The sequence below is a fragment of the Micromonospora sp. WMMD708 genome (genome assembly GCF_049315245.1).
GTDB classification, from domain to species: domain Bacteria; phylum Actinomycetota; class Actinomycetes; order Mycobacteriales; family Micromonosporaceae; genus Micromonospora; species Micromonospora wenchangensis.
The window spans coordinates 4,714,040-4,736,863 of the sequence record NZ_CP186060.1; the positions used below are offsets into that span (position 1 = coordinate 4,714,040).

General features: G+C 71.1%; 11 protein-coding genes and 5 tRNA genes. 6 read left to right on the forward strand and 10 right to left on the reverse strand.

Annotated features, from left to right (window positions below; translation table 11 throughout):
- Positions 1 to 121 precede the first annotated feature (121 nt).
- Together ACN260_RS20735 and ACN260_RS20740 are read right to left on the reverse strand one after the other, a co-directional pair.
- Positions 122 to 6,979 carry a polymorphic toxin-type HINT domain-containing protein gene (locus ACN260_RS20735; RefSeq protein WP_422752653.1) on the reverse strand — a complete coding sequence of 2,286 codons (6,858 nt, stop codon included), beginning with the start codon at positions 6,977 to 6,979 and terminating at the stop codon, positions 122 to 124.
- 91 nt (positions 6,980 to 7,070) lie between these two features.
- The gene (locus ACN260_RS20740; RefSeq protein ID WP_422752654.1) at positions 7,071 to 10,295 is read right to left on the reverse strand and encodes a LamG domain-containing protein; all 3,225 of its coding nucleotides are present in this window, start codon (positions 10,293 to 10,295) and stop codon (positions 7,071 to 7,073) included.
- Between ACN260_RS20740 and ACN260_RS20745 the strand changes: the two genes are divergently transcribed.
- Positions 10,288 to 10,776, forward strand: coding sequence for a hypothetical protein (locus ACN260_RS20745; RefSeq protein ID WP_422752655.1), 489 nt, complete (start codon positions 10,288 to 10,290; stop codon positions 10,774 to 10,776). The two genes, ACN260_RS20740 and ACN260_RS20745, sit on opposite strands and share 8 nt — an antisense overlap.
- A 425-nt stretch (positions 10,777 to 11,201) precedes the next feature.
- On the opposite strand, the gene ACN260_RS20750 is transcribed toward ACN260_RS20745, so the two are convergent.
- Positions 11,202 to 12,203, reverse strand: a complete 1,002-nt coding sequence (locus ACN260_RS20750; RefSeq protein ID WP_422752656.1) for an NAD-dependent epimerase/dehydratase family protein — start codon at positions 12,201 to 12,203, stop codon at positions 11,202 to 11,204.
- A 758-nt stretch (positions 12,204 to 12,961) separates the two neighbouring features.
- On the opposite strand from ACN260_RS20750, the gene ACN260_RS20755 reads away from it, so the two are divergent.
- Entirely contained in the window at positions 12,962 to 13,552 is a 591-nt protein-coding gene (locus tag ACN260_RS20755) for a hypothetical protein (RefSeq protein ID WP_422752657.1), read from the forward strand.
- Positions 13,553 to 13,632: 80 nt separating this feature from the next.
- Here the strand turns inward: ACN260_RS20755 and ACN260_RS20760 are convergent.
- Positions 13,633 to 13,707 (reverse strand) — tRNA-Val (locus ACN260_RS20760).
- Between the two features lie 9 nt (positions 13,708 to 13,716).
- Positions 13,717 to 13,789 (reverse strand) — tRNA-Gly (locus ACN260_RS20765).
- Positions 13,790 to 13,945: 156 nt separating this feature from the next.
- On the opposite strand from ACN260_RS20765, the gene ACN260_RS20770 reads away from it, so the two are divergent.
- The gene (locus ACN260_RS20770; protein ID WP_422752658.1) at positions 13,946 to 14,182 is read left to right on the forward strand and encodes a DUF6458 family protein; all 237 of its coding nucleotides are present in this window, start codon (positions 13,946 to 13,948) and stop codon (positions 14,180 to 14,182) included.
- Between the two features lie 45 nt (positions 14,183 to 14,227).
- Here the strand turns inward: ACN260_RS20770 and ACN260_RS20775 are convergent, their stop codons facing one another.
- From ACN260_RS20775 to ACN260_RS20790, 4 genes are all read right to left on the reverse strand, one after another.
- Positions 14,228 to 16,648 carry an ATP-binding protein gene (locus ACN260_RS20775; RefSeq protein ID WP_422752659.1) on the reverse strand — a complete coding sequence of 807 codons (2,421 nt, stop codon included), beginning with the start codon at positions 16,646 to 16,648 and terminating at the stop codon, positions 14,228 to 14,230.
- A 165-nt stretch (positions 16,649 to 16,813) separates the two neighbouring features.
- Positions 16,814 to 16,885, reverse strand: a tRNA-Val gene (locus ACN260_RS20780).
- Between the two features lie 13 nt (positions 16,886 to 16,898).
- A tRNA-Cys gene (locus ACN260_RS20785) sits at positions 16,899 to 16,969 on the reverse strand.
- A 34-nt stretch (positions 16,970 to 17,003) separates the two neighbouring features.
- Positions 17,004 to 17,076, reverse strand: a tRNA-Gly gene (locus ACN260_RS20790).
- A 298-nt stretch (positions 17,077 to 17,374) separates the two neighbouring features.
- On the opposite strand from ACN260_RS20790, the gene ACN260_RS20795 reads away from it, so the two are divergent.
- Together ACN260_RS20795 and ACN260_RS20800 are read left to right on the forward strand one after the other, a co-directional pair.
- The gene (locus tag ACN260_RS20795) at positions 17,375 to 17,974 is read left to right on the forward strand and encodes a TetR/AcrR family transcriptional regulator (protein WP_204924047.1); all 600 of its coding nucleotides are present in this window, start codon (positions 17,375 to 17,377) and stop codon (positions 17,972 to 17,974) included.
- Between the two features lie 119 nt (positions 17,975 to 18,093).
- Entirely contained in the window at positions 18,094 to 21,024 is a 2,931-nt protein-coding gene (locus ACN260_RS20800; protein WP_422752660.1) for a M36 family metallopeptidase, read from the forward strand.
- A 49-nt stretch (positions 21,025 to 21,073) separates the two neighbouring features.
- On the opposite strand, the gene ACN260_RS20805 is transcribed toward ACN260_RS20800, so the two are convergent.
- The gene (locus ACN260_RS20805) at positions 21,074 to 21,943 is read right to left on the reverse strand and encodes a hypothetical protein (protein ID WP_422752661.1); all 870 of its coding nucleotides are present in this window, start codon (positions 21,941 to 21,943) and stop codon (positions 21,074 to 21,076) included.
- A gap of 203 nt (positions 21,944 to 22,146) precedes the next feature.
- Between ACN260_RS20805 and ACN260_RS20810 the strand changes: the two genes are divergently transcribed.
- Positions 22,147 to 22,815, forward strand: a complete 669-nt coding sequence (locus tag ACN260_RS20810) for a class I SAM-dependent methyltransferase (protein ID WP_422752662.1) — start codon at positions 22,147 to 22,149, stop codon at positions 22,813 to 22,815.
- The last annotated feature ends 9 nt before the right edge of the window (positions 22,816 to 22,824 follow it).

Consider the following 22,824-nt stretch of genomic DNA (forward strand, 5'->3'; position numbering starts at 1 on the left):
TTCGCCCTCCGCCGCAGCACTACAACCATGATCGATGTCGCAGCAACCACCAGAACAGCACCGACCACAAACCAAACAGCCATATCGACTCCCACGACTCCCCTCCAATCCGACAACGACACTAGAGACCGCCACGCTTGGCCCGCCACTTCGCCCACACCCCGACAACCACCAAGATGCCACCCAGAACGGGGTCCCCTCCCGACTTCACGGCGTCCACTTCGGCCTTGACACCGCGACTGACCGAATTCCTGACATCAGCTTGATGAGCGATCTCTTCAGCATGACCGATTCGCCTGTTCGCCACCTCGGGCGCGCCCTCGTCCAGCCCTCCCGCTGGAGATCCTGAATTATCCGGCCCACACTTACATTCGGCAGCGCTTTTCCCAGGAATCGACGCGGGCCCATGAACTGGGCACATCCCGTTGCTGTTGTGAACCAGCGTTGCAGCGCCGCCAGCCATCACATAGTACGTGTGGATGTCAGCGACGGTCAGGTCGTGCATGACCTTCACGGCCGTGTACGAGCGCGAGGCCCGCAGCGTCACCCTCGTGCCGTCGAGCGACCGCAGCCGCTCCCCCACCCGCAGGTCCTTGGCGTCGATCCAGTCGTGGCGGGTCTCGCTCCAGAACGGGTGGTGCTGGGTGGTCTCGATGGTGGTCTGCTCGCCGGCCGCCGCGACCCGCAGGTCGGTCAGCTCGGTGTCCTCGTGGCGGTAGGTCCGGGTGACCTCCCGCTCCTCCGTCCGACCCGTCTCGGGGTCCGTGGCGACGACCTCGTCGCCTTCCTTCAACTCACCGATGGCCTTGGTGCCGCCGGTGGCCATCACCACCTTGGTCGAAGGGGCGAAGCTGTGCCTGATCTGGCACGATGCCTGCTCGATGACGTCGTCGGCCCACTTCGTCTCATCGGACCACTTGACAAGGGCCTTGCCGGCCTTGCCGACCAGCTTGATTATCTTGCCGGTCTTACCCAGTATCTGGAGCGCCTTGGTCCCTGGGACCATGCCGATGAGGGTCCAGGCACATGCCCCCAGGTCACCGTGGATACAGTCCAAGATGTCATTGATGCCGAAGAGTTCCAGGAGAAGCTGACCACCGGCCTTGACTACGATCGAGACCGCGTTCTGCTTCTTGATCTCCTTGGCCCGTTTGATCTGCTCGTCGGTGGGGCCGCCGTGCTTGCCGCCGCCCTTACCACCACCGCCGCCGTTGCCCCCGCCGGCATTGTTGGCCGCATGGGCTTCGGCCCAGTCGTCGTCGCCGCACTTGCCATTGCAGCCGTCGTTGTCGCCGGGGACATCGTGGTAGTTGCCCCACATGTCCTCGTAGTCGGCACCGGGGCCGCATGCGTCGTCGGCGCAGGCCTTGAGGCCGGTCGGGTCGGAGAAGGTGATCGGGCTGTTGTTGCTGTAGGCGTAGGCGTTCCACTGCTGCGGGTCGGCCAGGTCCTGCACCGGGTCGACGGAGACGAACCGACCGAGGCCGGCGTCGTACTGGCGGGCCCCGATGTGGGTCAGGCCGGTGGGGTCCTTGTCGCCGCCGACGAAGCCCTTGCTGTTGCTCCAGAGCGGCGGGTTGCCCCGGGGGTCGCCGTACGGGGTCTGCCGGCGGATCGTCACCGCCTGGTTGGCGGCGTCGACCGCCGTCTGCTGGGTGCCCTGGTGGTCGGAGAAGAGCCAGGTCAACACGGTCGGCGTGCGGTTGCCGACCAGTTTGCCGGCGAAGCTGTAGTAGCGGGTGCCGGTGACGATGGAGCTGTTGTCCCGCCGGAGCTCCTGACCGGGCAGGTAGAGGGTGGTGCCGGTGGTGTCCCGTCGGATCAGTCGGGCGCCGTCGGCGTCGTAGATGTTGGTCTCGACGGTCTGCCCGCCGACGCTCACCGAGGCGAGCCTGCCCTCGGCGTTCCAGTTCAGCGTCTGGGAGTTGGTGCCGGTCGTGCAGTTGTTCGCCGCGCCGCTGACGGGCCGGCAGCGCATGTTGCCGACGTTGTCGTAGCTGTAGTTGGTGGTGACGTCGGCCTGGCCGGGCACCGTGGTCAGGACCGAGGTGACGGCGTGCGGCCGGACGACGTTCGCGCCACCGGTGGGCGTGGTGTATGTGCGGACGGTGTCCCCGGCCGCCGTGTGCACCTTCTCGGTGCTGCGGTTGCCGACCTCGTCGAGCGCCCACTCGTGCCAGTACTGGGCCGGACCGCCGAGGTCGGCGACCTTCGGGTCGGCGGCGCAGGCGACGCCGGCCTTCGGGGTCCAGGCGTGCCGCATCCGGCGCAGTTCGTCGTAGCGGAAGCACTGGGTGTCGGCGGTGCCCACCTGGGGGGTGTCGGCGATGGACAGGATGTTGCCGGCCGCGTCGTAGGTGTAGCTGGTGTCGTTGACGGTGCCGGTGGCGGTTTCCGGCTTGACCTTCGTGCGGGTCACCCGCCGGGTGACGGAGTCGTAGTAGGTGTCGTCCTGGACGTAGACCCCGCCGTCGGTCTTGCGGGTGGTCAGCGTCGGCTCGCCGTACCGGGTGTAGTCCTGCCCGATCACGTAGCGGCCGACGTTGGTCAGGGTGGAGGACAGCTGGGTCGGCAGGCCGGTCGTCGCGTCGTATCCGGTCTGCACGGTCTCGGCGGTCAGCCCCCCGGCGGCCGGATAGGTGATGCTGGTGGGGCTGCCCTCGTACGACGAGTAGCCGTAGCCGTAGATCCAGGTGCCGGACAGGCCGCTGCCCTCGTTGGCGGGGATGACGTAGTTCGCGCCGGTGGGCTGGTAGCGGGTGTTGAAGGCTCGCGCCTGCCACTTGTAGGCGTTGGTGGAGCCGGCCGACTCGTAGCGGATGCTCTCGGTGAGCTGACCGCGCAGCGTCGCCCCGGTGTAGAGCTTGTCGTACTTCCACTCGGCGAGCTTGTTCGCCGTGGCGATGCTGCCGGAATAGAGCGCCTTGCGTCGGCCCATCCCGTCGTACTCGTTGACCAGCACGGTGTTGTTGGCGTCGGTGGTCGTCTCCACCTCGTCGTACACCGTGTAGGTGGTCTGGGTGGTGCCCTTGTCGGGGTCCTTCGCGGTGATCTGCCGGCCCTTGACGTCGTAGGTGTTCACCCACTCGTTGCCGTCGGTGTCGGTGACCTTGGCGAGCTGCCCCTTGCGGTTGTAGGCGTAGGTCGTGACGAGGTCGGGGGTGGCCTGGGCGTCGTCGGTCCGCTGGCGCAGCTCGACGGTCCGCCCCTCGATGTCGGTCCTGGTGGTGGTGACCGTGCCGCCCTCCGGCGGGGTCACCCTGACCGTGTCACCCAGGTACGTCGTCGTGGTGCGCCACTTCTCCACCAGGTTGGTGACGCCGTCGGTGCCGAAGAGGATCTGGTCGGTGGCCCGGGAGGCGTTGTCGTACAGCGTCCTGGTGACCGCCGGCACGGACCACTCCGGCTCCCACCAGAGCGCGCCCCCGGGCGTGCCCGGCTCGGCGTGCGCCTGGTAGCTGGTGACCGCGCGGCCGGTCGCGTCGTAGAGGGTGTCGGTGACCACCCGGTCGCCGCCCACCCCGGCGGTCTGCGTCTGCCGGGGACGCAGGAAGGCATCCTTGATCTCGTACGAGGTCAGGTAGCCGCCACCGGCGTGCAGCTTGCGGGTCGTCGTATAGGGGTAGGCGTCCCGGTTCGGCGCGTAGAAGTAGGTGTGCTCGACCGACGGGGTCGTCGGATTGTCCGCCTTCGCCCAGCCGACCTCCCAGCCCTTGGCGAGTCGACCCATCGGGTCGTACTCCATGTCGGCGAGGCGGCCGTTGTAGTCGGTCGTGCGGACGGGTTGACCCCAGTAGGGGCGGGTGTCGATGGTGTTGACCCAGGCGGTGGTGCTGCCGTTCGGGTCCGGCGTCCTGGTGGTCACCCTGGTCACCGGGCCACCGCTGGCCGGGGTGTACTCGGTGGTCACCGTCCGACCGCGGTTGTCGGTGGCGGTCTGCGGCCGGCCGTACGCGTCGAAGGTGGCCTGACTGGTGGTCTGCCAGACGGTGCCGCCCGACGACGACCAGTCCTTGAGCTTGTCGACCCGGGTGACCTCGCCCCGGGTGGGCGCGGTGTCCACGCTGGTCGCGCCGTCGTAGAACTTCCGCTCGTCGGCGACGATGTCGGCCTCGGTGGCCGGCGCGGTCGCGCAGGGCACCGCCTTGACGGTGATCTGCTTGACCGCCTGCACGATGTTGGCGGCGACGTTCCGGTTGTACAGGTACGTGGTGCACTTCTCGTCGCCGGTGCCGGCGATGTCCCCGTCGGCCTGGATGGTGTCGGTGGTGCCGTACGTGTCGTTGAAGGTCGACACGGTCCGCGCGGTCCGCCAGCCCCCCGCCCCGTTGACGCCCAGTGCGGTAGCGGTGTAGGCGACCCGGGTGTTGGTGTAGCGGGCGGTCACCTCGTCATCGTTGATCGTGCGGCTCGCGGTGGCCGGTGAACGCCACGGCACGTTGACCGTCTTGGATACCGGCCTGGTGTCGACGCCGTCGTAGACGACCTGTTCCCGGACCATGCCGGCGAACTGGTCCTCGTCGTACACCGTCTCGGTGCCCAGGGAGGCGGCCACGGTGACGGTGCGCTTGGCGGTGCTGGACCTGCTCACCCGGTCGCCGTGCATGCCGCGCAGGAACGTGGTCCGGGTCAGGGTCTGTGCCGGGGCGTCGCCCTTGCGCACCTCGACCTGGCCGTAGCCGCGGAACTGGTTCCACGTCTTGCGCTTCGGCTTGACCAGGCCGTTGTCGTCGGCGAAGTGCCAGGCCGGGGTGCCGAGATAGGTGTAGAAGGTGTTCTGCACCGGTTGGCCGTGGTCGGTGCTGCCCACCATGACCTTGATGTCGGACTCGGAGACCTGGGTGACGACGTACTTGTGCCAGTACTCGGTGATTTCCAGATCGGCGTCGTACGGGTCCGGGCCGACCACCGGATAGCAACGCCGGGTGTTGGTCTCCGGCGCGGACGGCAGACTGGTGGCGGTGCAGTCACGTTGGCTGTAGCTGACCTGGATCTTGCCGCCGGTCTCGGTGAGGATGTTGCCGATCCGCATCCGGTTGTTGCTGGTGTTGTTCTTGCTGAGCACCCGGTTGGGCATCGACACCGGCTCGAACGTCACCGGTGGCATGACGACGGTCCCACCGACCAGGCCCCGGTGGACCACCGAGGCGAGCCACATGCCGGCATGGTCGCTGCCGTCACCAACAGGCGGGTAGGTGTGGTCGAGGGTCCACGAGTCGACCTGCTGCCACGCGGGCGTGGTCTTCGTGGTGTCCCAGACCTGGGTGGTGATCTTCGACAGCCGTTTCGTGCTCCAGAACGTCGGGCCGTAGTTCTCCCCGCAGTCCGCCGCCCCCGAGGCGCAGTCCTGGTCCCACGGGACGTCCTTCCAGTGCGCGGCGTCGTGGATCTGGCAGTCCGCCGCACACCGGTCCTGCGTCTCCAGCACCACCTGTGCCAGCGCGGTCACCGACCGGTCGGTGGTGCCACGGTCCCAGGTGCCGTAGTCGATCCGCTTGAGCACGCCGCCGCGCACGTACTCGGCCTTGTTGGTGGAGGTCGCGTTCTTGGCGTACCGGTTGAGCTCCTTGTCGTACCAGTACGACACGGTGTTGCCGCGTGGGTCGACGACGTAGTCGAGGTTCCACCGCCACGCCTGGTTGCAGAACGACGACGCGAACGACGACACGTTGCACGGCTCGTTGGCGTGGTTGCCGGCGACCGGCACGGTCCAGGTGGAGTTCGTCGCGCTGCTCTGCCCCGGCAGGTTGTTGCGGCCGAAGAAGTACTGCACGCCGTCCGGCGTGGTCACCTTCCAGTACTCACCGTCGTTGTCGCCGTTGGTGGCGCTGGTGAGCTTCTCGATCTTCGAGCCGTCCTCGTTGCGGCTGTGCCAGCCCTTGCCCGCCTCGTAGACCAGCTCGCCGCCCCGTCCGTTGAGCGACATGGTGGCGTTGTCGGACCGCCAGCACTGGTCACCGGTGCGGTTGGTGCTGTTGTTGCCGCCGGACATGTCGTCGGCACACGGCACGTAGCTGCGCTCGATGTACCCCGACCACAGGTCGAAGCCCTCACCGACCCAGGACGGCTGGCTGTTGGACGCATCCGACTGCCCGTCCACCTTGTCGGATGTGTAGGAGAGCCCGAGGCTGGGCGCGGGGCCGCCGATCGTCGGCGGCATCCGCATCGGGTACGACCAGGAGAAACCACCGGTCGACGTGCCGGCGGACCAGGTCGCGCTCGCCGACATCGGGGTGGCCGCGAAGTCGCCCTCGGGGCCGGACGCGCCCGCGGACAGCGCGACCAGCGACGACGTCCCGGTTCCGGCCCGGCCGGTGACAGCTGCACCGAGGGGCACCTCGGCGCTCACCGACGATCCGTCGTTGTGCGAGGGCAACGGCTGCGCCGCGCATCCGGCCCGGTCCGGGGTCCGCAGCGCACAGTCCGGCACCTGCCACAACCGCAGGCGGGAGGACCAGTTGCCGCCGAAGGCGTTGCGGAAGGCCCGGTAGTCGACCGAGACGGTCACCGCCTCCGGCCGCTTCGCGGCGGTCGCGCCGTCGGCACCGCTACCCTCGGCGCTCCCGTCGAGCCGCAGCAGCAGACCGTTGTTCCAGCGTTGCGGTGCGGTGGCCCGGTCCAGTACTTCAACCGAGACCACTGACGTGTCGGCTCCCGCCGCGCCGGGTGCCCGGCCCACCGTGACCGGCAGCTTTCCCGCCTTCACCCGGGCCGGTGCCGCCCGGCGCTCGTCGTCGACCGCCGGCAGGGTCACCGACGCCCGGCCGGGAGCGGGCCACACCGGCGGGCTCAGCTTGGCGCTGGTGGATGGGCTGGTGGGATTGGCCCTACCCCGGGCGGTCTGCCCGTCCCGGTCGAGCTTCTCCCGCTGTCGGCTGAGGGTGACCGACCCCGGGGAAGCCTGGGCGGGCACCGTCATGCCGGAGACGACCAGTACGGAGGTGAGCACCGCAGCGATCACCTGGGTGAAGCGGCGCACGGGGGCAGGACGTGCAACGGAGGTTTTCACCAGACTCCCAGCGGGGATCACGTTCGCGGCTGACGGGGTGTGCGTGGTGCTCGGTGGGCGGTCAGCCCGTGACATCGGCTTCCCTGACGGCTTCGACCTCGTTGATCTCGCGGACATCGTCGTCGCTCAGCGCACCCTGGTAGAGACTCACGTCGTCGATGTCGCCGTCCCAACGGTCGACCAGTTGGGTGGCGGCCCCGAACGGGGTGAATCGGGCAGCGCCCACGTACAGCGGGCCGGTCGCGTCGAACGCCCCGGTGAAGGAGCCGGTGCCGAACGGGGTCGTCGCCGCGAGTTTGCCGTCCACGTAGAGCCGGACCTCGCGGCGGGAGGCGTCATGGACCCCGACCAGATGGGTCCAGTGGGACAGATCCGCTTCCTCGGTCATGTTCCGGGACGTCATGAACGCGTCGGCGAACCGACTGCCGAGGGCATCGCTGTCGATGCCGAAGACACTGAACGACCACCAGTTGACGGGGTTCCCGCTGACGATCTTGGTACGTTGACCGAGATAGAACGAGGACTGCTTGGTGCCGATCTGGGAGATGGCGGTCTGGATGCCGAGCGACCTCGGCTGGACCCAGGCGGAGACCGAGAAGGACTGGTCGGTGCGGAGCACCCGTCCGTCCTGCCAGCTCGGATTCTGCGGATTGCCGGCCACGTCGTCCTGGCTGCGGCCGTACTCGACGGTCGGTTGGATGGGGTCGTCGATGGCCTGTGAATCGAAGGAGAGGAAACTCGACCGGCTGCCGTCGCCGACGTCGACGCCCTTGGTGAGCGCGATCCGCCGCCCGAAGGAGGTGTTCTCCGGACTCATGCACAACGTCCAGTCGGAGGGATTGTCCTCATAGCAGCCGGTGGCTCCGTCGAAGGTCCACTGACCCACCCGGACGGGCTTCAGCATGCCCGGTTCGTCGAAACCGCCGGAGCCCTCCTCGTCCCGGCGCTGTCCGGTGAAGTCGTGCGGCACCAGGGCCCGGTTGTACACCTGCATCTGGGCGACCGAACCCTGGAAGAAGTTGTTCGTGACGCCACCGGCGGCGTTGCGTCCCACCTGGAAAGCCTTCGTGGCGTTCCAGGCGGTGGTCCACGGTTTGGCGGCGACGGACACCCCGTCGACGAACAACGTGATCATTTTCGTCGCCTCGTCGTAGGAGAAGGCCACGTGTTGCCAGCGTCCGACGTCCGCACTCGTGATCGCGGTGCTCTCCGGGCTCACGTGCGTGTAGGTGGCCGGCGTCCCGCAGTCGCTACTGCGGGTGGTGACGTTCCACCTCGGCACGCCGTTCTCGACGTAGACCCCGAAGAAGAAGCCGTAGATGCAGTCACCACTCTGGGTGGCGATGGCCATGCTCTGGGTGGGAAGGGAGGACAGGCGCACCCATGCCGCGACACCGTACGACTTCGTGGTGTCGAGCACCGGTCCCGTCGTCTGCAAACTCGACGAGGTGCCGTTGAAGGTGGCGGTCGTGCCCTTGATGATGCGCAGGTCCGGGGTCCACCCGACGTTGCTGGCCGTCAGCGGGGTGTCACCGCCCAGGGCGGGCTGGCCGTCGGCCAGGGCAGCGCTCGTGGTGACACCGGGCAGGGTCTCCAGGCCCCACCGGGCGATCGCCGGCGACGGCCGACCCGCGATGAACTCGGCAGAGGCGTCACCGGGGTTGCCCGCGCCGTCGTACGCCCGGACGTGCAGGGTGTTCTGGCCGTACTTCGGGACGGACAGCGACACCGAGCCGATCCGGTAGCAGATGTTGGTGCCCGCCGGCACGCTGGCGCTACAGGCGGTGGTCGCCGGCACCTCGATGGTGCCGGGGAAGGTCCAGCCGTACCGGAACTTCGTCACGCTGGTGTCCGTGGAGGAGAAACCGAAGGTCACCTTCTCGCCGGGCAGCGGTGCGTCGGTGCCGTTACGGGTCACCACCACCGGGGGGATGGTCGTGTCGACCCGGAACTCACACCAGGCCGACCAGGCGCTGGTCTTGCTGTAGGGCGCCGGATCGGTGGCCCGGGCCCGGAAGGCGTACACCTGTCCCTCGGTCAACTGCGGCAGCGGCGCCGTCGTGGAACGGCCACCGGCCGGAACGGACGCCCCCGTAGGAGCGGGCTTGCGTGGAGTGGAGTCTCCGTACGTGCCGGTACCGGGCACCTGCAGCCACTCGTAGGCGGTCGTCAACGCCTGCGTGGTGTCGGCGTCGGGGAAGATGCCCGAGAAGGTGGGGGTGAGCGTGCCGATGCTGATCCGCTGGCCCGGAGCGCATGCCACCCCGGAGGTCTGGAGGCTGTACGGCGCGCCGGGTACCGAGTCGTAGTCGACGACCAGCTTCGCGCTGTTGGGCCAGAACTTCTTCCACCTGTCGGTGGTGGACTCACCCGAGCCGTCCGTGCCGCTACAGGCGCAGAACCCCAGGGTCACGTTCGAGTAGTTGTTCGTGGCGTGGGTCTGGATGAGGGACGTCACGGCCGACCCGGTGAAGTTGACCGTCATGTCCGGCTGCGGAGAGTCCGAACAGCCGTAACCCTCGTTGGCGTGGGACTGTGCGGTCGACTTGTGGCTGTGCAGCTTCGGCGCCCACGCGGTACGGGGCGTCGAGGCGATGCCGCTGGAGTGGTACATGTACGTCGGGGTGTCCGTGCAGGACCAGGAATGGTCCAGCTTCATCTGCACGTACGCGGACTCGATGTGCTTGCCCCTGATGGCGGACAGCGGGAAGTCGAAGTACGAACGGTAGATCTTCCCCGAGTCGGGGTCCCTGCCGACGCGGGCGATGGTGGTGTCGGTGTTGTTCGTGTTGTTCTGGGTGGCGTAGGCCCAGCGGGACCTGGCGGTCGACCATGCGGGGTCGATGAACACCGGGAAGGTGACACCCCGGCCGGCGAGCAGCCGCGCGTCGGGACGCAGGATCAGGTGTCCGTCGGCCACGGCGGTACCGACGGTCGCCGTCCTGGCCCGGCCGCCCGGTCCGGCCGCCGAGGAACGCGCGTCGGAAGCGGGCCCTGGTGTGCCCGACAACCGGCCGGCCGGGTCGGCGATGCCCGCCTGCGTGGACGAGTCCCACATCAGGGCGGGTTCGGCGGTGGCGATCTCCTGGCCGTCCACCACCGCGGACAACCGTCCATCCCTGGTCTTGGTGACCCGGGTACCGCCGCCGAGCGCGAAGCGCAGTTCCCGCAGGCGGGGGTCGGCCGCGGCCGCCGGCGTCCGCACCACGAAGACATGGGTGAATCCGGTACGTGTCGCGCGCAGCACCAGATCAGTCCCCGGCAACACGTTGGGGTAGGTGGCCACGTCCCCCGAAACGGTCGGCTTGGGCAACCTGCCCGGCCACGACAACGACAATGACCTGTTGCCGCGTGAGAGGACCACTGCCGGACCGCGTCCACCGGCCGAGAAGCGCACCTGCGCCACGGAGGCCGCCGGTGCCCAGCCGTCCGCCGACCTGCGCAACGACAGATCGATGTCCGCCCAGGAACCGTTGCTGCGCTTGACGCGCTGTGGCATCACCGCGGTCTCGGCGGTGAACCCACCGGACGGGTTGGCGAACACCTGGGTCAACTCCGTACGGGCGGACTCCACCTCGACCCGGCGCCCCGACCGCTGTGCCGCCGACACGGCAGATGCCGCGTCCGGCGCCACCGTGACATCCGCCACCGGGGGTACGGGTGGTGACGCCGCCTGCACCCGCCCCGGGCCCGTCAGTACCGAACCGGCCAACACGCAGGTCAACGCCAGAATTGCGGTCGTCCACCGCCGTGCTGTTGGTCGCTGAACGCAACAGTCGGTGGTTCGGTGAGCGGCTGTCACAGTGCCTCCACAGGCAGGAGTCGCAGGGTGTTCGAACAGGGTGGGCGGCGCAGGACACTCCCGGGATCCCCCGGCGGAGAACTCGTGGACTTTCATCGAAGGAACGCCGTCGGCCGCCGGGTGGGCCAATCAGCCGACGGGAGCGGTAGCGGTTCCAGCAATATGGACAGGCAGCAACCAGCCGCCAGCCGTCATGGCGATCCCCCGTGTAGATGATTGGCAGTGGCCGAACTCTAAGGGCGTTGACGATAGTTGTCCACGTCGATTACTTTGCGTGAAGAACAAATAGTTCAGAGGGCGGCAAAAAGCGCACCGGACGCCGCTATTGGTCCTGTCCACAGGACTTCCGCCGCGCCCGGTCACCCCATTCCCGGGCCGGGTCGGTGGCTGTCAGGGGTGCTGCGTGGTGAGCAGGGCGGCTTCCCGGGCCGGGTCGAGGCCGACGGTGGCCCGCACCGGCCGCCCCGCACGGGGCGGGACCGTACCCACCTGCTCCAGCCAGCGCCAGGTGTCACCGACCGTCTCGGCCACCGGGCGGCAGGTCAGCCCCGCCGCGTACGCCTTCTCGACGCCACGTTGCTGCAACCACCGGTACTCGTGGCCCGGCGGGATCCAGATCGGCAGGTCGTTCCACGGTTCGATCCCGGCGGCGAGGATCGTCTCGGGGTCGCTCCAACGCAGCCGGGCGTCCGCTCCGGTCGCCGCCACCGCCTCGGCCAGCAGTTCGCCCATCGTGGTGTGCCCCGGCCGACTGATCACGTTGAACGCCCCGCCCACCCCCTCGGCGGCCCGGTCGAGCGTGAAGGCCGCCAGGTCCCGGACGTCGACGTACTGCACCGGCAGGTCGGCCGGCCCCGGGGCGAGCACGTCACCACCCCGGGCCACCCGGCGCAGCCACCACGGCAGCCGCCCGATGTCCTCCCCCGGCCCGAGGATCAACCCCGCCCGCACCAGCAGGGCGCGTTCCCCGAACACCCCGGTCGCGGCCAGTTCACCGCCGGCCTTGCACCGGGCGTAGTCGTCGTCGCCGGTGTCGTCGGCCGCCGCCGGCACCACCGCCGACTCCTCGCCGACCCCGGGGAGCACGGGCGGGGCGTAGACCGAGCCACTGGAGACGTAGGCGTAGTGCCCGGCGGAGCGCAGCAGCGTGGCGGCGTCGCGTACCGCCCGGGGGGCTCCGTCCCAGGTGTCGACCACCACGTCCCACCTGCCGCCCGCCAGTTCGGCCAACCCGCCGGGCGCGGTCCGATCACCCCGCAACCGGTGTACGCCTGGCGGGGTCGGCCCGTGTATCCCCCGGTTGAACATGGTCACCGTCCAGCCCCGGCGTACGCCCTCGGCCACGACGGCGGAGCCGACGAAACCCGTGCCACCCAGCATCAGCAGTCTCATCCGTCCCACCCTGCCGGCCCGGGACATCAGCGGGGCATCCTGTTCACCGGCAGCGGATCTGCCCTCGGCAGAACCGCTCCCCTGCCCCGCCACCCGACACCCGCGCCGCGTCCTGCGCACCCCGGCCGGCCCCGGGCGTCGTTGCGCATACTCGCCATATAGCGGTGTATCCGCCCCGGCCCAAAGCCGCTATTTCGACCCCATGACGATAGGCAGATGCCGTCGCCTCCAAGGATGCCCGGCATATCGCTGCGGGAAGGGGACGGACCGGACGTTCGGCGCACATTTCTTTTCGTCCACGACGTGCCGGAAATGGGTTCCGGGGGCGGGCAACTTCGCGGACACCTGTATGCCTGTCAGTCATATTTATGACCCGCAGGAATGGAGCTCTCCGCGTAGGACTGGCCAGACACCGCGCGCGCCACTGGCAGCAGGTGGCGGCAGGGTCGCTACCAGGCTCGGTGCAGCGTCCGCCGACGGAATGACCGGGCGCCGTCCGGCGTTACATCTCCCGTACGACCGCAGCAGCGCCCGGCCGACCCCGCACCCCTGCGGGAATGGCCCCGGACCCCCGGTCGTTACACCTGACCCCGGCACGAGCGGCCACCACCCCGGCCGGGAACCCCCCGAACCTTCCCTCCCCCGCATGAGCGCCCCGACGTGGTGCCCACGCCCCCTCCGCGCTGCCCGACCCCCACGGGCACACCCAGCCCGCCACGGGCCAGGGCCGGGGCGTCTACCCCCGAAGGAGCAACCCCATGAACACCACCATCCTGCGCAAGAGCATCCTCGGCATCGCCGGTCTCGCCGTCGCCGCAGGACTGGCCGCCGGCCCGCTCAACCACGACACCCCCACCATCGACACCCACCCCGTCGCCGCCATCCAAACCGACAAGCCGGCCGTGGACACCGGCAAGCTGATCCCCCACGGCGTACAGGGCGACCAGTCCCACATCGACCTCGACGACGAGCAGACGAGCAACGTCAAGGCGATCATCGCCGCCACCAAGAAGGCCGGCATGGACGAACGGGCCGCGGTCGTGTCGATCGCCACCGCCCTACAGGAGTCGAAGCTGGAGAACCTCGGCCACCTCGGCGACCGCAACGACCACGACTCGCAGGGCCTGTTCCAGCAGCGCCCCTCCAGCGGCTGGGGCACCGTCGAACAGATCACCGACCCCGAGTACGCCACCCTCGCCTTCCTCAAGGGCCTCAAGCAGGTCGACGGCTGGCAGGACATGCCCCTGACCAAGGCCGCCCAGACCGTCCAGGTATCGGCCTACCCCGACCACTACGCCCAGTGGGAACAGCAGGCCGCCGACCTCGTCACCCAGCACTGGAACAGCTGACCCACCCGGACCGCCACCGCAAGACAACGCCAATCGCGAAGGCCCCCGGCTCAACTGAGCCGGGGGCCTTCGCGGTGCTCTGGTGGGCGATACTGGGTTTGAACCAGTGACCTCTTCCGTGTCAAGGAAGCGCGCTCCCACTGCGCCAATCGCCCGTGGTCGAGAGCGGACGACGGGATTCGAACCCGCGACCCTCACCTTGGCAAGGTGATGCGCTACCAGCTGCGCTACGTCCGCGTGCCGCCCGGTCTCCCCGGCGACGGGGTGAACTCTACCCCATTCCAAGATCGCTCGCCCGGCCCACCCCACCACGTGGCCCCTCCCGGCGATTGCCCTGCTCATCGACGGGGTACTGCATCCCGACAGCACACCCCCGTCCCCCAAGGAGCTGTCATGGGAATCGGAACGAGCATCTTCCTGCTCGCCGTCGGCGCGATCCTCACCTTCGCGGTGAACGCGAGCGTCGGCGGTGTCGATCTCGACGTCGTCGGCTGGATCCTGATGGCCGCCGGTGTCCTCGGCCTCGTCATGGTCCTGCTGATGCGCGGTCGCCGCCGTACGGTCACCACCGCCGAGCCGGTGGCGTACCAGCGGGTCGAGGAGCATCGGGACGTCGCCCCGCCGCTGTGACGCGACCAGCCCGGCCCCGCGACACGGGGGTGGGTGCTTGCGGGACTACCGCGCGGCCGGCAACGCGTCGAGCCGGCCGCGCACCAGTGCGGCGTCCGGGTGACCGAGCTGGTCGAGCACGTCGAGGGCCTGCCCCCAGGCGGCACGGGCGGCGTCGGGTTCGGCAGTGGCCCGGTGACTGTCACCGAGGTGCATCAGCGTGACCGACTCGTAGTAGCGTTCGCCGGTCTCCCGCCAGAGTGCGAGCGCCTGCCGGTAGCAGTCGAGGGCGTCGCGGTACCGGCCGAGGTGGTGGTGGGCGAAGCCCAGACTGTCCCACGCGTGTGCCTCCCAGTAGCGGTTGCCGGTCTGCTGCTGCCGCACCAGCGCCTGGCCGCAGTAGTCCAGCGCACGCAGGTGGTCGCCGAGCTGGATGTGGTACCAGCCGATGTTGTTGAGCGCGTTGGCCTGCCCCTGCGCGTGCCCGGCGGCCTCGAACAGGCGGTGCGCCCGTTGCGCGTGGTGCAGCGCCCGCCGGTGGTCGTCCTGCCGCTCCGCGAGGATGCCGAGGTTCAGTTCGGTCCGCCCACCACCGACCCGGTCGCCGAGTTCGGCGTACAACCGCCGGGAGCGTTCCAGGTGCTCGTGGGCCTCGTCGTACGCGCCGAGGCGCAGGCAGGCGATGGCCCGGTTACGGTGGGCGCGGGCCTGCCCGTCGCGGTCCCCGGCCGCCGTGGCGGCCCGCAGCGCCAACTCCTGGGCGCGGGACTGGTCGGTCCAGGCACCCACCCGGTCGAGGTAGGTGTTGACGCTCCACGCCAACTGCCAGGCGTGGGTCGGCAACCCGTGCTCGACGGCCAGGTCGATCGCGGCGAGCAACGCCCGGTGTTCGGCGGCCAACCACGCCCACGCCGCGTCCCGGTCGGCCGGCGCGGGCACCGTGGTCCCGGGGTGGGCCGCCGGCAGGTCGATGTCGTCACGGTGCTTGTGCAGCAGCAGAGCGGCGGCGTACGCGGTGTGCAGGTAGTGGTCGAGCAGCCGGCACAGCGCCCCCCGCCGCCGGCCGGCGGAGTCGGTGGCGACTGCCAACTCGACGGCGTACGCGCGGAGCAGGTCGTGCAGGACGTACCGGCCGGGGGCGTGCTCGGTGAGCAGGTTCGCCCGGGTCAGCACCGCCAGCGGCCGGCGCACCTCGGCCGGGGCCAGGGCGGCGAGGCTGGCGGCCGCCGCCACGGACACGTCGGGCCCGGGGTGCGTGCCGAGCGCCCGGAACAGGTCGGCCGACGCCGGGTCGAGCCCCCGGTACGACCAGGACAGCACCGCCCGGACGTCGACGCCGGCCTCGCCGCCGCTGAACGCGTCGAGGGCGCCCCGGCTCGCGCCCAGCTCGGCGGCGAACCGGGCCAGCGGGAAGTCCGGATAGGTGGCGGCCCGCGCGGCCACGATCGCCAACGCCAGGGGCAGTCCGGCCGCCGCGGCGACGATCCGGTCCACCGCCTCCGGCTCCGCCGCGACCCGCTCCGCGCCCAGCCGGCGGGACAGCAGCTCGCGCCCCTCCGCCGGGGACAGCAGCCCCAGCGGCAGCGGGCGGGCCCCCTCTGCGGTCACCAGCCCCGGAAGCTGGTTGCGGCTGGTGACCAGGACCAGGCATCCCGGCGAGCTGGGCAGCAGCGGGCGTACCTGGTCGGCGTCGCGGGCGTTGTCCAGCAGGACCAGCATCCGCCGGTCGGCGAGCAGGCTGCGGTAAAGGGCCGCCTGTGCCGCCAGCCCCACCGGAATGCGCTCCGGCGGAACCGCGAGCGCCTCCAGGAACCCGGCCACCGCCTCGGCGGGACTCAGTGCGGGCGACTCGGGGTCGAAACCGCGCAGGTCGACGTAGAGCTGACCGTCCGGGAAGCGGTCGGCGACCTGGTGCGCCCAGTGCACGGCCAGGGCCGTCTTGCCCACGCCCGCGGTACCGCCGATGGTCGAGACGGGAACGGTCCCCGGCGGGCCGGCCGGCTCGGCGAGCAGGGCGGTCAGGGCGGTCAGTGGCGCGGACCGGCCGGCGAAGTGCCGTACCGCCGCCGGCAGCTGGCGGGGCACGAACGGTGCCGGGGCCGACGGCGTGGTGTCGGCGTGGGCCCGCCGGTCCGGCTCGGCGCGGGCGGCGGTGGCGAGCCGGTCGTCGGCGCGCGCCGCGTCCGCCGCCGCCAGCAGCCGCCAGTACGCCGCCTCCCAGCGGGCCCGGTCGGTCAGCCCGGCGGGCAACCGGATGCCGGTCTGCTCGGCGTACGCGACGCAGGCGCCCAGGTATCCGGTGACGAAGTCCCAGTCCGGCAGCGACTTGGCGTTGAGCTTGTCGCTGAGGGTGGAGCGGGCCAGCGGCCGGCCCCGGGCGGCGGCGACCGCCACCAGGGAGTTCAACGACGGCCCACCCGCCTGCTGGCGTAGTCGCCGCAGTTCGTCGGCGAACGCGAGCAGTGCCGCCCGGCCCGTCTCCCCCATCCCACACCACCCGGCGTCGCGATGTTCCCTGGAAGGATCGGAGCCAGGATAGCTTGGCATCGATGCGCGATGATGCCCCTGGAACGGGGCGGCGACCGGACAGCAGCGGGACCGGACAGCAGTAGGGCCACCTTCCGGTACCGGAAGGTGGCCCTACTGACCGAGTGGGCGATACTGGGTTTGAACCAGTGACCTCTTCCGTGTCAAGGAAGCGCGCTCCCACTGCGCCAATCGCCCGTGCTTGTTACCGAGGTGGGGACGGGATTTGAACCCGCGTACACGGCTTTGCAGGCCGTTGCCTCGCCTCTCGGCCACCCCACCGAGGTTGCCCCCGTCATGCGTGGCGGCAGCTCCGAGCGGACGACGGGATTCGAACCCGCGACCCTCACCTTGGCAAGGTGATGCGCTACCAGCTGCGCTACGTCCGCTTGCCTCCGGGACGACACCCGGTGACGGATGGAAACTCTAGCCGAGCGGCCTCACCGATGCCAAATCGGGGCCGGCGACGGCGCGTCCGGTCTGCGCGACGGTGTCCTGCGCCACCACCCGCAGAGCTTCCTAGGAGAGTTGGTCGCCAGGGCCGGGGCGCGTCGGCCGCACCCCTATCGAACAGGTCGGGGAGGTGGTCGACCCGCCGTGGGGCGCTGTCCGGCTTCCGACTGCCGGCGACCGGATCGGGCGGGTCGGTAACTCCCCGTGGTCGGTTCGATAGGTTACCGTAGCGGCGTGACGAGACGTGCCGCCGCCGATGTCCGCCTGGATTCCCTGCTGCGCACGGCCTGTGACGTGATCGTCGAGCGTGGACTCGCCAACACCCGCACCGCCGACGTGGCCGCCGCCGCCGGGGTCAGCCAGGCCCTGGTCTTCTACCACTTCGCCACCAAGGAGCGGCTGCTCGCCCAGGCGTTCGCGTACGCGGTCGAGCAGGAACTGTCCCGGCTGGACGCGGTGCTGCGCTCCGCCACCCCGCCGCTGACCAAGCTCCGGCGCATCCTGCGTCTCTACACCCCCACCGGCCGCCCCTGGGCGATGTGGATCGACGGCTGGGCGGAGTCGCTGCGAACCCCGGAGCTGGAGAAGGTCTGCCGGCGGCTGGACCTGCGCTGGCGGCAGGACCTGGCGGCGGTGATCTCGGCCGGGGTGGCCGACGGGACCTTCGACTGTGCCGACCCGGCCGGTGCCGCCTGGCGGATCAACGCGGTGATGGACGGGCTCGCCGTCCAGCTCGCGGTGCACGAGCGGGTGATCTCCCGGCGGCAGTTCGGCGAGTGGATCCGGCTGGTCACGGCCCGGGAACTGGGGCTCGACCCCGCCCAGCTCGTCTGATCCGCGCACCGCGCGCCATTGCCCCCGTCCGGCCCGCCTGGTATCCACGTATGCGCATGCGTTACCCCGCCTGCGCCGGGCCGGCGGTGCGCCGGTCCCCGCTCCCACGAGGAGGTTCCGTGCCCAGACCGGAGTGGACACCCCGAACGAGCCGGCATCGACGCCGGCTCGTTCCCGTACTGGCGACCGCCGCCGTGGTCGCCGCCCTGCTGCCCGGCGGGGGCACCGCCACGGCCGCGCCGGGCGACACCGCGGCCCCGGCCCCGGGCCGCTCCGGCTCGTTCGCCGACGACCGCCACCAGGCCGCCGACGTCGACAACCGCGCCGGTACGGCCGCACCCGACGCCCGCCAACGCAGCCTGGCCCGAGCCACCGGCGCCCCGGTGCGCTGGAACCGGCTCGGCACCCCGCACGCCCTCGGCCCGGCCCGGCTCGCCACCGGCCTGCCCGCCGACCCGGAGGCCGCGGCCCGGCGTTACCTCACCACCCAGCGGGACCTGTTCGGCCTGGACGCCGACGCGGTGACCGCGCTGGACCGGGTGTTGGTCCGGCCGATCGGCGACGGCGCGGTGGTCACCCTGCGGCAGCGCTTCGGTGACCTGCCCGCCGGCCACGACGGGCTGGTCACCGTGGCGGTCGCCGACGGCACCGTACTCTCGGTCAGCTCCTCGCTGACCCGGGACGCCTCCGCCCCCGCCCCGGCCACCCGCACCGCCGACCAGGCGTACGCCGACGCGCTCGCCGACGCCGGCCTGGCCCCCGACGCGGTGGCCAGCCACCGGGTGCGCCCGGTCGCCGTGCCCACCCCGGTCGACGGCAACCGGGCCGCCTACGAGGTGACCCTGATCGGTAAGGACAGCGACCACCCGGCGGCCTTCACCACCTACGTCGACGGGATCACCGGGAAGGTGCTGGTCCGCGAGGACCTCGTCGACTTCGACTCCGACAACCCGAGCTGGGCGGTCTACCCGGCCACCCCGCCGCAGGACCTCGCCCCCGGACAGGACCCCCGGGTGCGCTGGTGCGCCAGCCCCGCACCCGACTGCGCCGCCGCCTTCCGCGACCCGGCGGGCGGGCAACCCTGGGACGTCGACCTCGCCACCGGCGCACCCACCGGCACCACCCGGGGCAACTCCGCCAATACCGTGGTCTCCTGGGGTGCCGGCAGCCCCGTGGTCAACGCCCCCGACCGCCCGGACCGGCGCTACGAGTACCCGTTCACCGACCAGTGGCACCAGGCCCGCTGCAACCCGGCGGTGTTCACCTCCGCCCAACGCAACGACGCCGACGCCGCCACCGCCAACCTGTTCGCCATGCACAACCGGATGCACGACTGGGCCTGGCACCTGGGCTTCACCGAGGCCACCTGGAACCTCCAGGCGGTCAACGTCAGCGGCGCAGGGCTGGGCGGCGACGCCGAGCAGGGCCGGGCCCAGCAGGGCGCGCTGAGCGGCAACCGGAACAACGCCAACCAGTCCACCCCGCGCGACGGGCTGCCGCCGAGCACCAACATGTACCTGTGGCAGCCGCAGGCCGGTGGGCCGTACCCGCCGTGCGTCGACGGCGACTACGACATGACGGTGATCGGCCACGAGTACACCCACGCCATCACCAACCGGATGATCGCCGGCCCCGACAGCGGGATCAGCGGCCACCAGGGCGGGGCGATGGGCGAGTCGTGGAGCGACCTGCTCGCCGCCGAGTACCTCTACGAGCACGGTCTGCGCGCCCCCGGCGAGACGCCCTTCGTCACCGGCGGCTACGTCACCGGCAACCTGGTCAGCGGCATCCGCAACTACGACCTGAGCCGCAGCCCGCTCAACTACTCCGACGTCGGTTACAACACCGCCGGGCCGGCGGTGCACGCCGACGGGGAGATCTGGGGCGCGACCAACTTCCGCATCCGCGCCGCCCTGGTCAAGAAGTACGGCCTGGGCACCCCGGCGCGGCAGCTCGACTGCGCCCAGGGCCGGGTGGCCGCCGGGAACTGCCCGGGCAACCGGCGCTGGGTGCAGCTGGTCTTCGACTCGTTCCTGCTCCAGGCGGCCAGCCAGGTCAGCATGCTCGACATGCGGGACAACCTGCTCACCGCCGACCGGCTGCGCTTCGGCGGGGCCAACCAGGAGCTGATCTGGGCCGAGTTCGCCCGCTCCGGGATGGGTCGGGACGCCGCCACCGTCGGCGCCGCCGACACCGATCCCACGCCGAGCTTCGCCAGCCCGGCCGGCGGCAACGCCACGCTGACCCTGCGTCCCCGGGGCGACAGCACCGACGCGCCGATCCGGCTCTACGTCGGTGACTACGAGGCGCGGGCCACCCCGGTCGCCGACACCGACCCGGCCACCCCGCTACCGGCCACCTTCGAGGCCGTCGCCGGGACGTACCAGGTGCTGGCGGTCGCCCCCGGCTTCGGCCACCAGCGCCTGGAGGTGGTCGCCAAGGCCGGCCAACAGGGGTACGTCGACCTGCGGCTGAGCCGGAACCTGGCGTCCACCGCGTCCGGGGCGAGCATCACCGGGGACGGGGTGAACCTGGACCGGATCGCCGACGACACCGAGGCCACCAACTGGGCGTCGTTGACCGGGGTGGCCGGCAGGCAGGTCACCGTCACGCTGCCCGGCGGCACCCCGCAGCCGGTGCAACGGGTGACCGTCAGCGCCATGCTCCGCCCGGCGATCACCGGCGACGCCGACCCCGGTGCGCAGAACGCGCTGAGCGCGCTGCGGTCGTTCGCGGTGTCGACCTGCGACGCGACCACCACCGACTGCGCCGACCCGGCCCGCTGGACCCGGATCTACACCAGCGCCGACGACGCGTTCCCCGGTGGCAGGTACCGGGCCTACAGCCGGGACCTGATCGCCCGGTCGTTCCGGGTGCCGACCACCGTCGCCACCCACGTCCGGCTGGAGGTGCTGGCCAGCCAGTGCACCGGCGGCCCCGCGTACGCCGGTGAGCAGGACGACGACCCGGCGACCCGGACCGACTGCGCGACCGCCAGCCCGGCGCGCGACCAGGTGCGGATCGCCGAGTTCCAGGTGTTCGCGAAGTGAAACCCGCCGGGGCCGGGTGGTGGCGCCACCCGGCCCCGGCGGCCCCCGATCACCGTCGGACGGTGGTCCAACGGACCGGCCGACGGACCGGGCGCGCATCGTCGCCCGCCACCCCGTCGGACGCGGTCCGGGTGAGCTGCCGCAGCCGCATCAGCAGGCCGACACCGAGGAAGAGCAGCAGGCCGCCGAGCAGGAACGCCGCCTGCACCAGCCCGAAGCCCCCGCTCTGGCTGGCCGAACGGTTCGCCGCGGCCGGTGGCGGCACCTCGGCCAGCGCCTCCTCGGTCGGCTCGGTCTCCTCCTCGGTCGGCTCCAGCACCTCCTCGGTCGGCTCCGGCGACGCGGTGGTCGGCTCGGGTGCCGCCGTGGTGGGCGCAGGCGCCGTGCCGACGACCTGCCGGGTGGCGGTACGCCGGGCGAGCAGCCGCAGGTTCGGGTCGTACGCCTCGGCGGCCATGGTGATCCGACCCCGGGTGACGTCCTCGGCGAAGGCCACCCGGTAGGTGGCGGTGACCGTGCGGTCCGGGCAGAGGGTGCCCGGGTCGAGCTGCCGGTCGGTCAACCGGGCCACGTCCCCCTGCGCCCGGATGTCCAGCGGGAACGAGCCGGTCTCCTCGACCCGGTCCATCTTGACCTGGTCCAGTCGCAGCCCCTGCACCGAGAGCACCATCGACCAGCGGACCTTCACACAGCCGCCGTTGCCCTTGTTGGACACCACCGCCGAGACCGTCCGCACCTGGTCCCCGGCGGTGAACTGGGCCGGCAGGCCGCTCAGTTCGGTGGAGAAGCGGTCCGCCGCCGACGCCGGTGTCGGCCCGACGAGCCCTGTCCCCGACAGGCAGGCCAGCACCGCCCCGACCCGTAGCGCGTTCCGCCACACCATCACCACCGTCTCGCTCCTCCCGTCGGTCTTGTCCACTCGCCACGCTATGAGCACGATGGGGAAGCCGGTAGACGGGCGTGTTCGCGCCGATCGGCAAGTACGGGGCCGGTTAACACCGACAGTGGTGAACCGGTCACCCCTCTTCGCCGACACGCCGGGTGACGGTGTGGGTTGGGTCGCTTCCGCGCGCCGGTGAGGGTCGACCGCGCCGGGGTCCGCTCGGCTGACATCCTGGGCGGGTGTCCGATCTCTCCGCGGCCTTCGTCCGGCTGCACGCCCGGCTCGCCCCGGTCGCCTTCGTACCCGAGGTGCGGTTGCACCAGGCCGACGAGCCGATCGGCCTGTGGGAACTGACCGAGGGCCAGTTCCGCAGTTCCCAGCCGCCGCCGTTCTGGGCCTTCGCCTGGGCCGGCGGGCAGGGCCTGGCCCGGTACGTCACCGACCACCCGGAGACGGTCGCCGGCCGCCGGGTGCTCGACCTCGCCTCCGGCTCCGGCCTGGTCGCCATCGCCGCCGCACGGGCCGGCGCGGCTACCGTGCGGGCGGTGGAGATCGACGAGCGGGCCGTCGCCGCCGTCGCCCTCAACGCCCGCGCCAACGGGGTACGCGTCGACGCCGAACTGGCCGACGTGCTCGACGGCGACGCCGGGGACGCCGAGGTGCTGCTCGCCGGGGACGTCTTCTACAGCGAGGCGATGGCCCGCCGGGTGCTGCGCTTCCTGTTGCGGGCCGCCCGCTCCGGTGCCCGGGTGCTGGTCGGCGACCCGGGCCGGGCGTTCCTGCCCCGGGAACGGTTCCGCGAGCTGGCCGGCTACGACGTGCCGGTGCCGGAGGCGTTGGAGAGCGTCCGGGTGAAGCACACCACGGTGTGGGAACTGGACCCCGCCCCGCCGGGGGCCGCCCGCTAGCGTGACCGG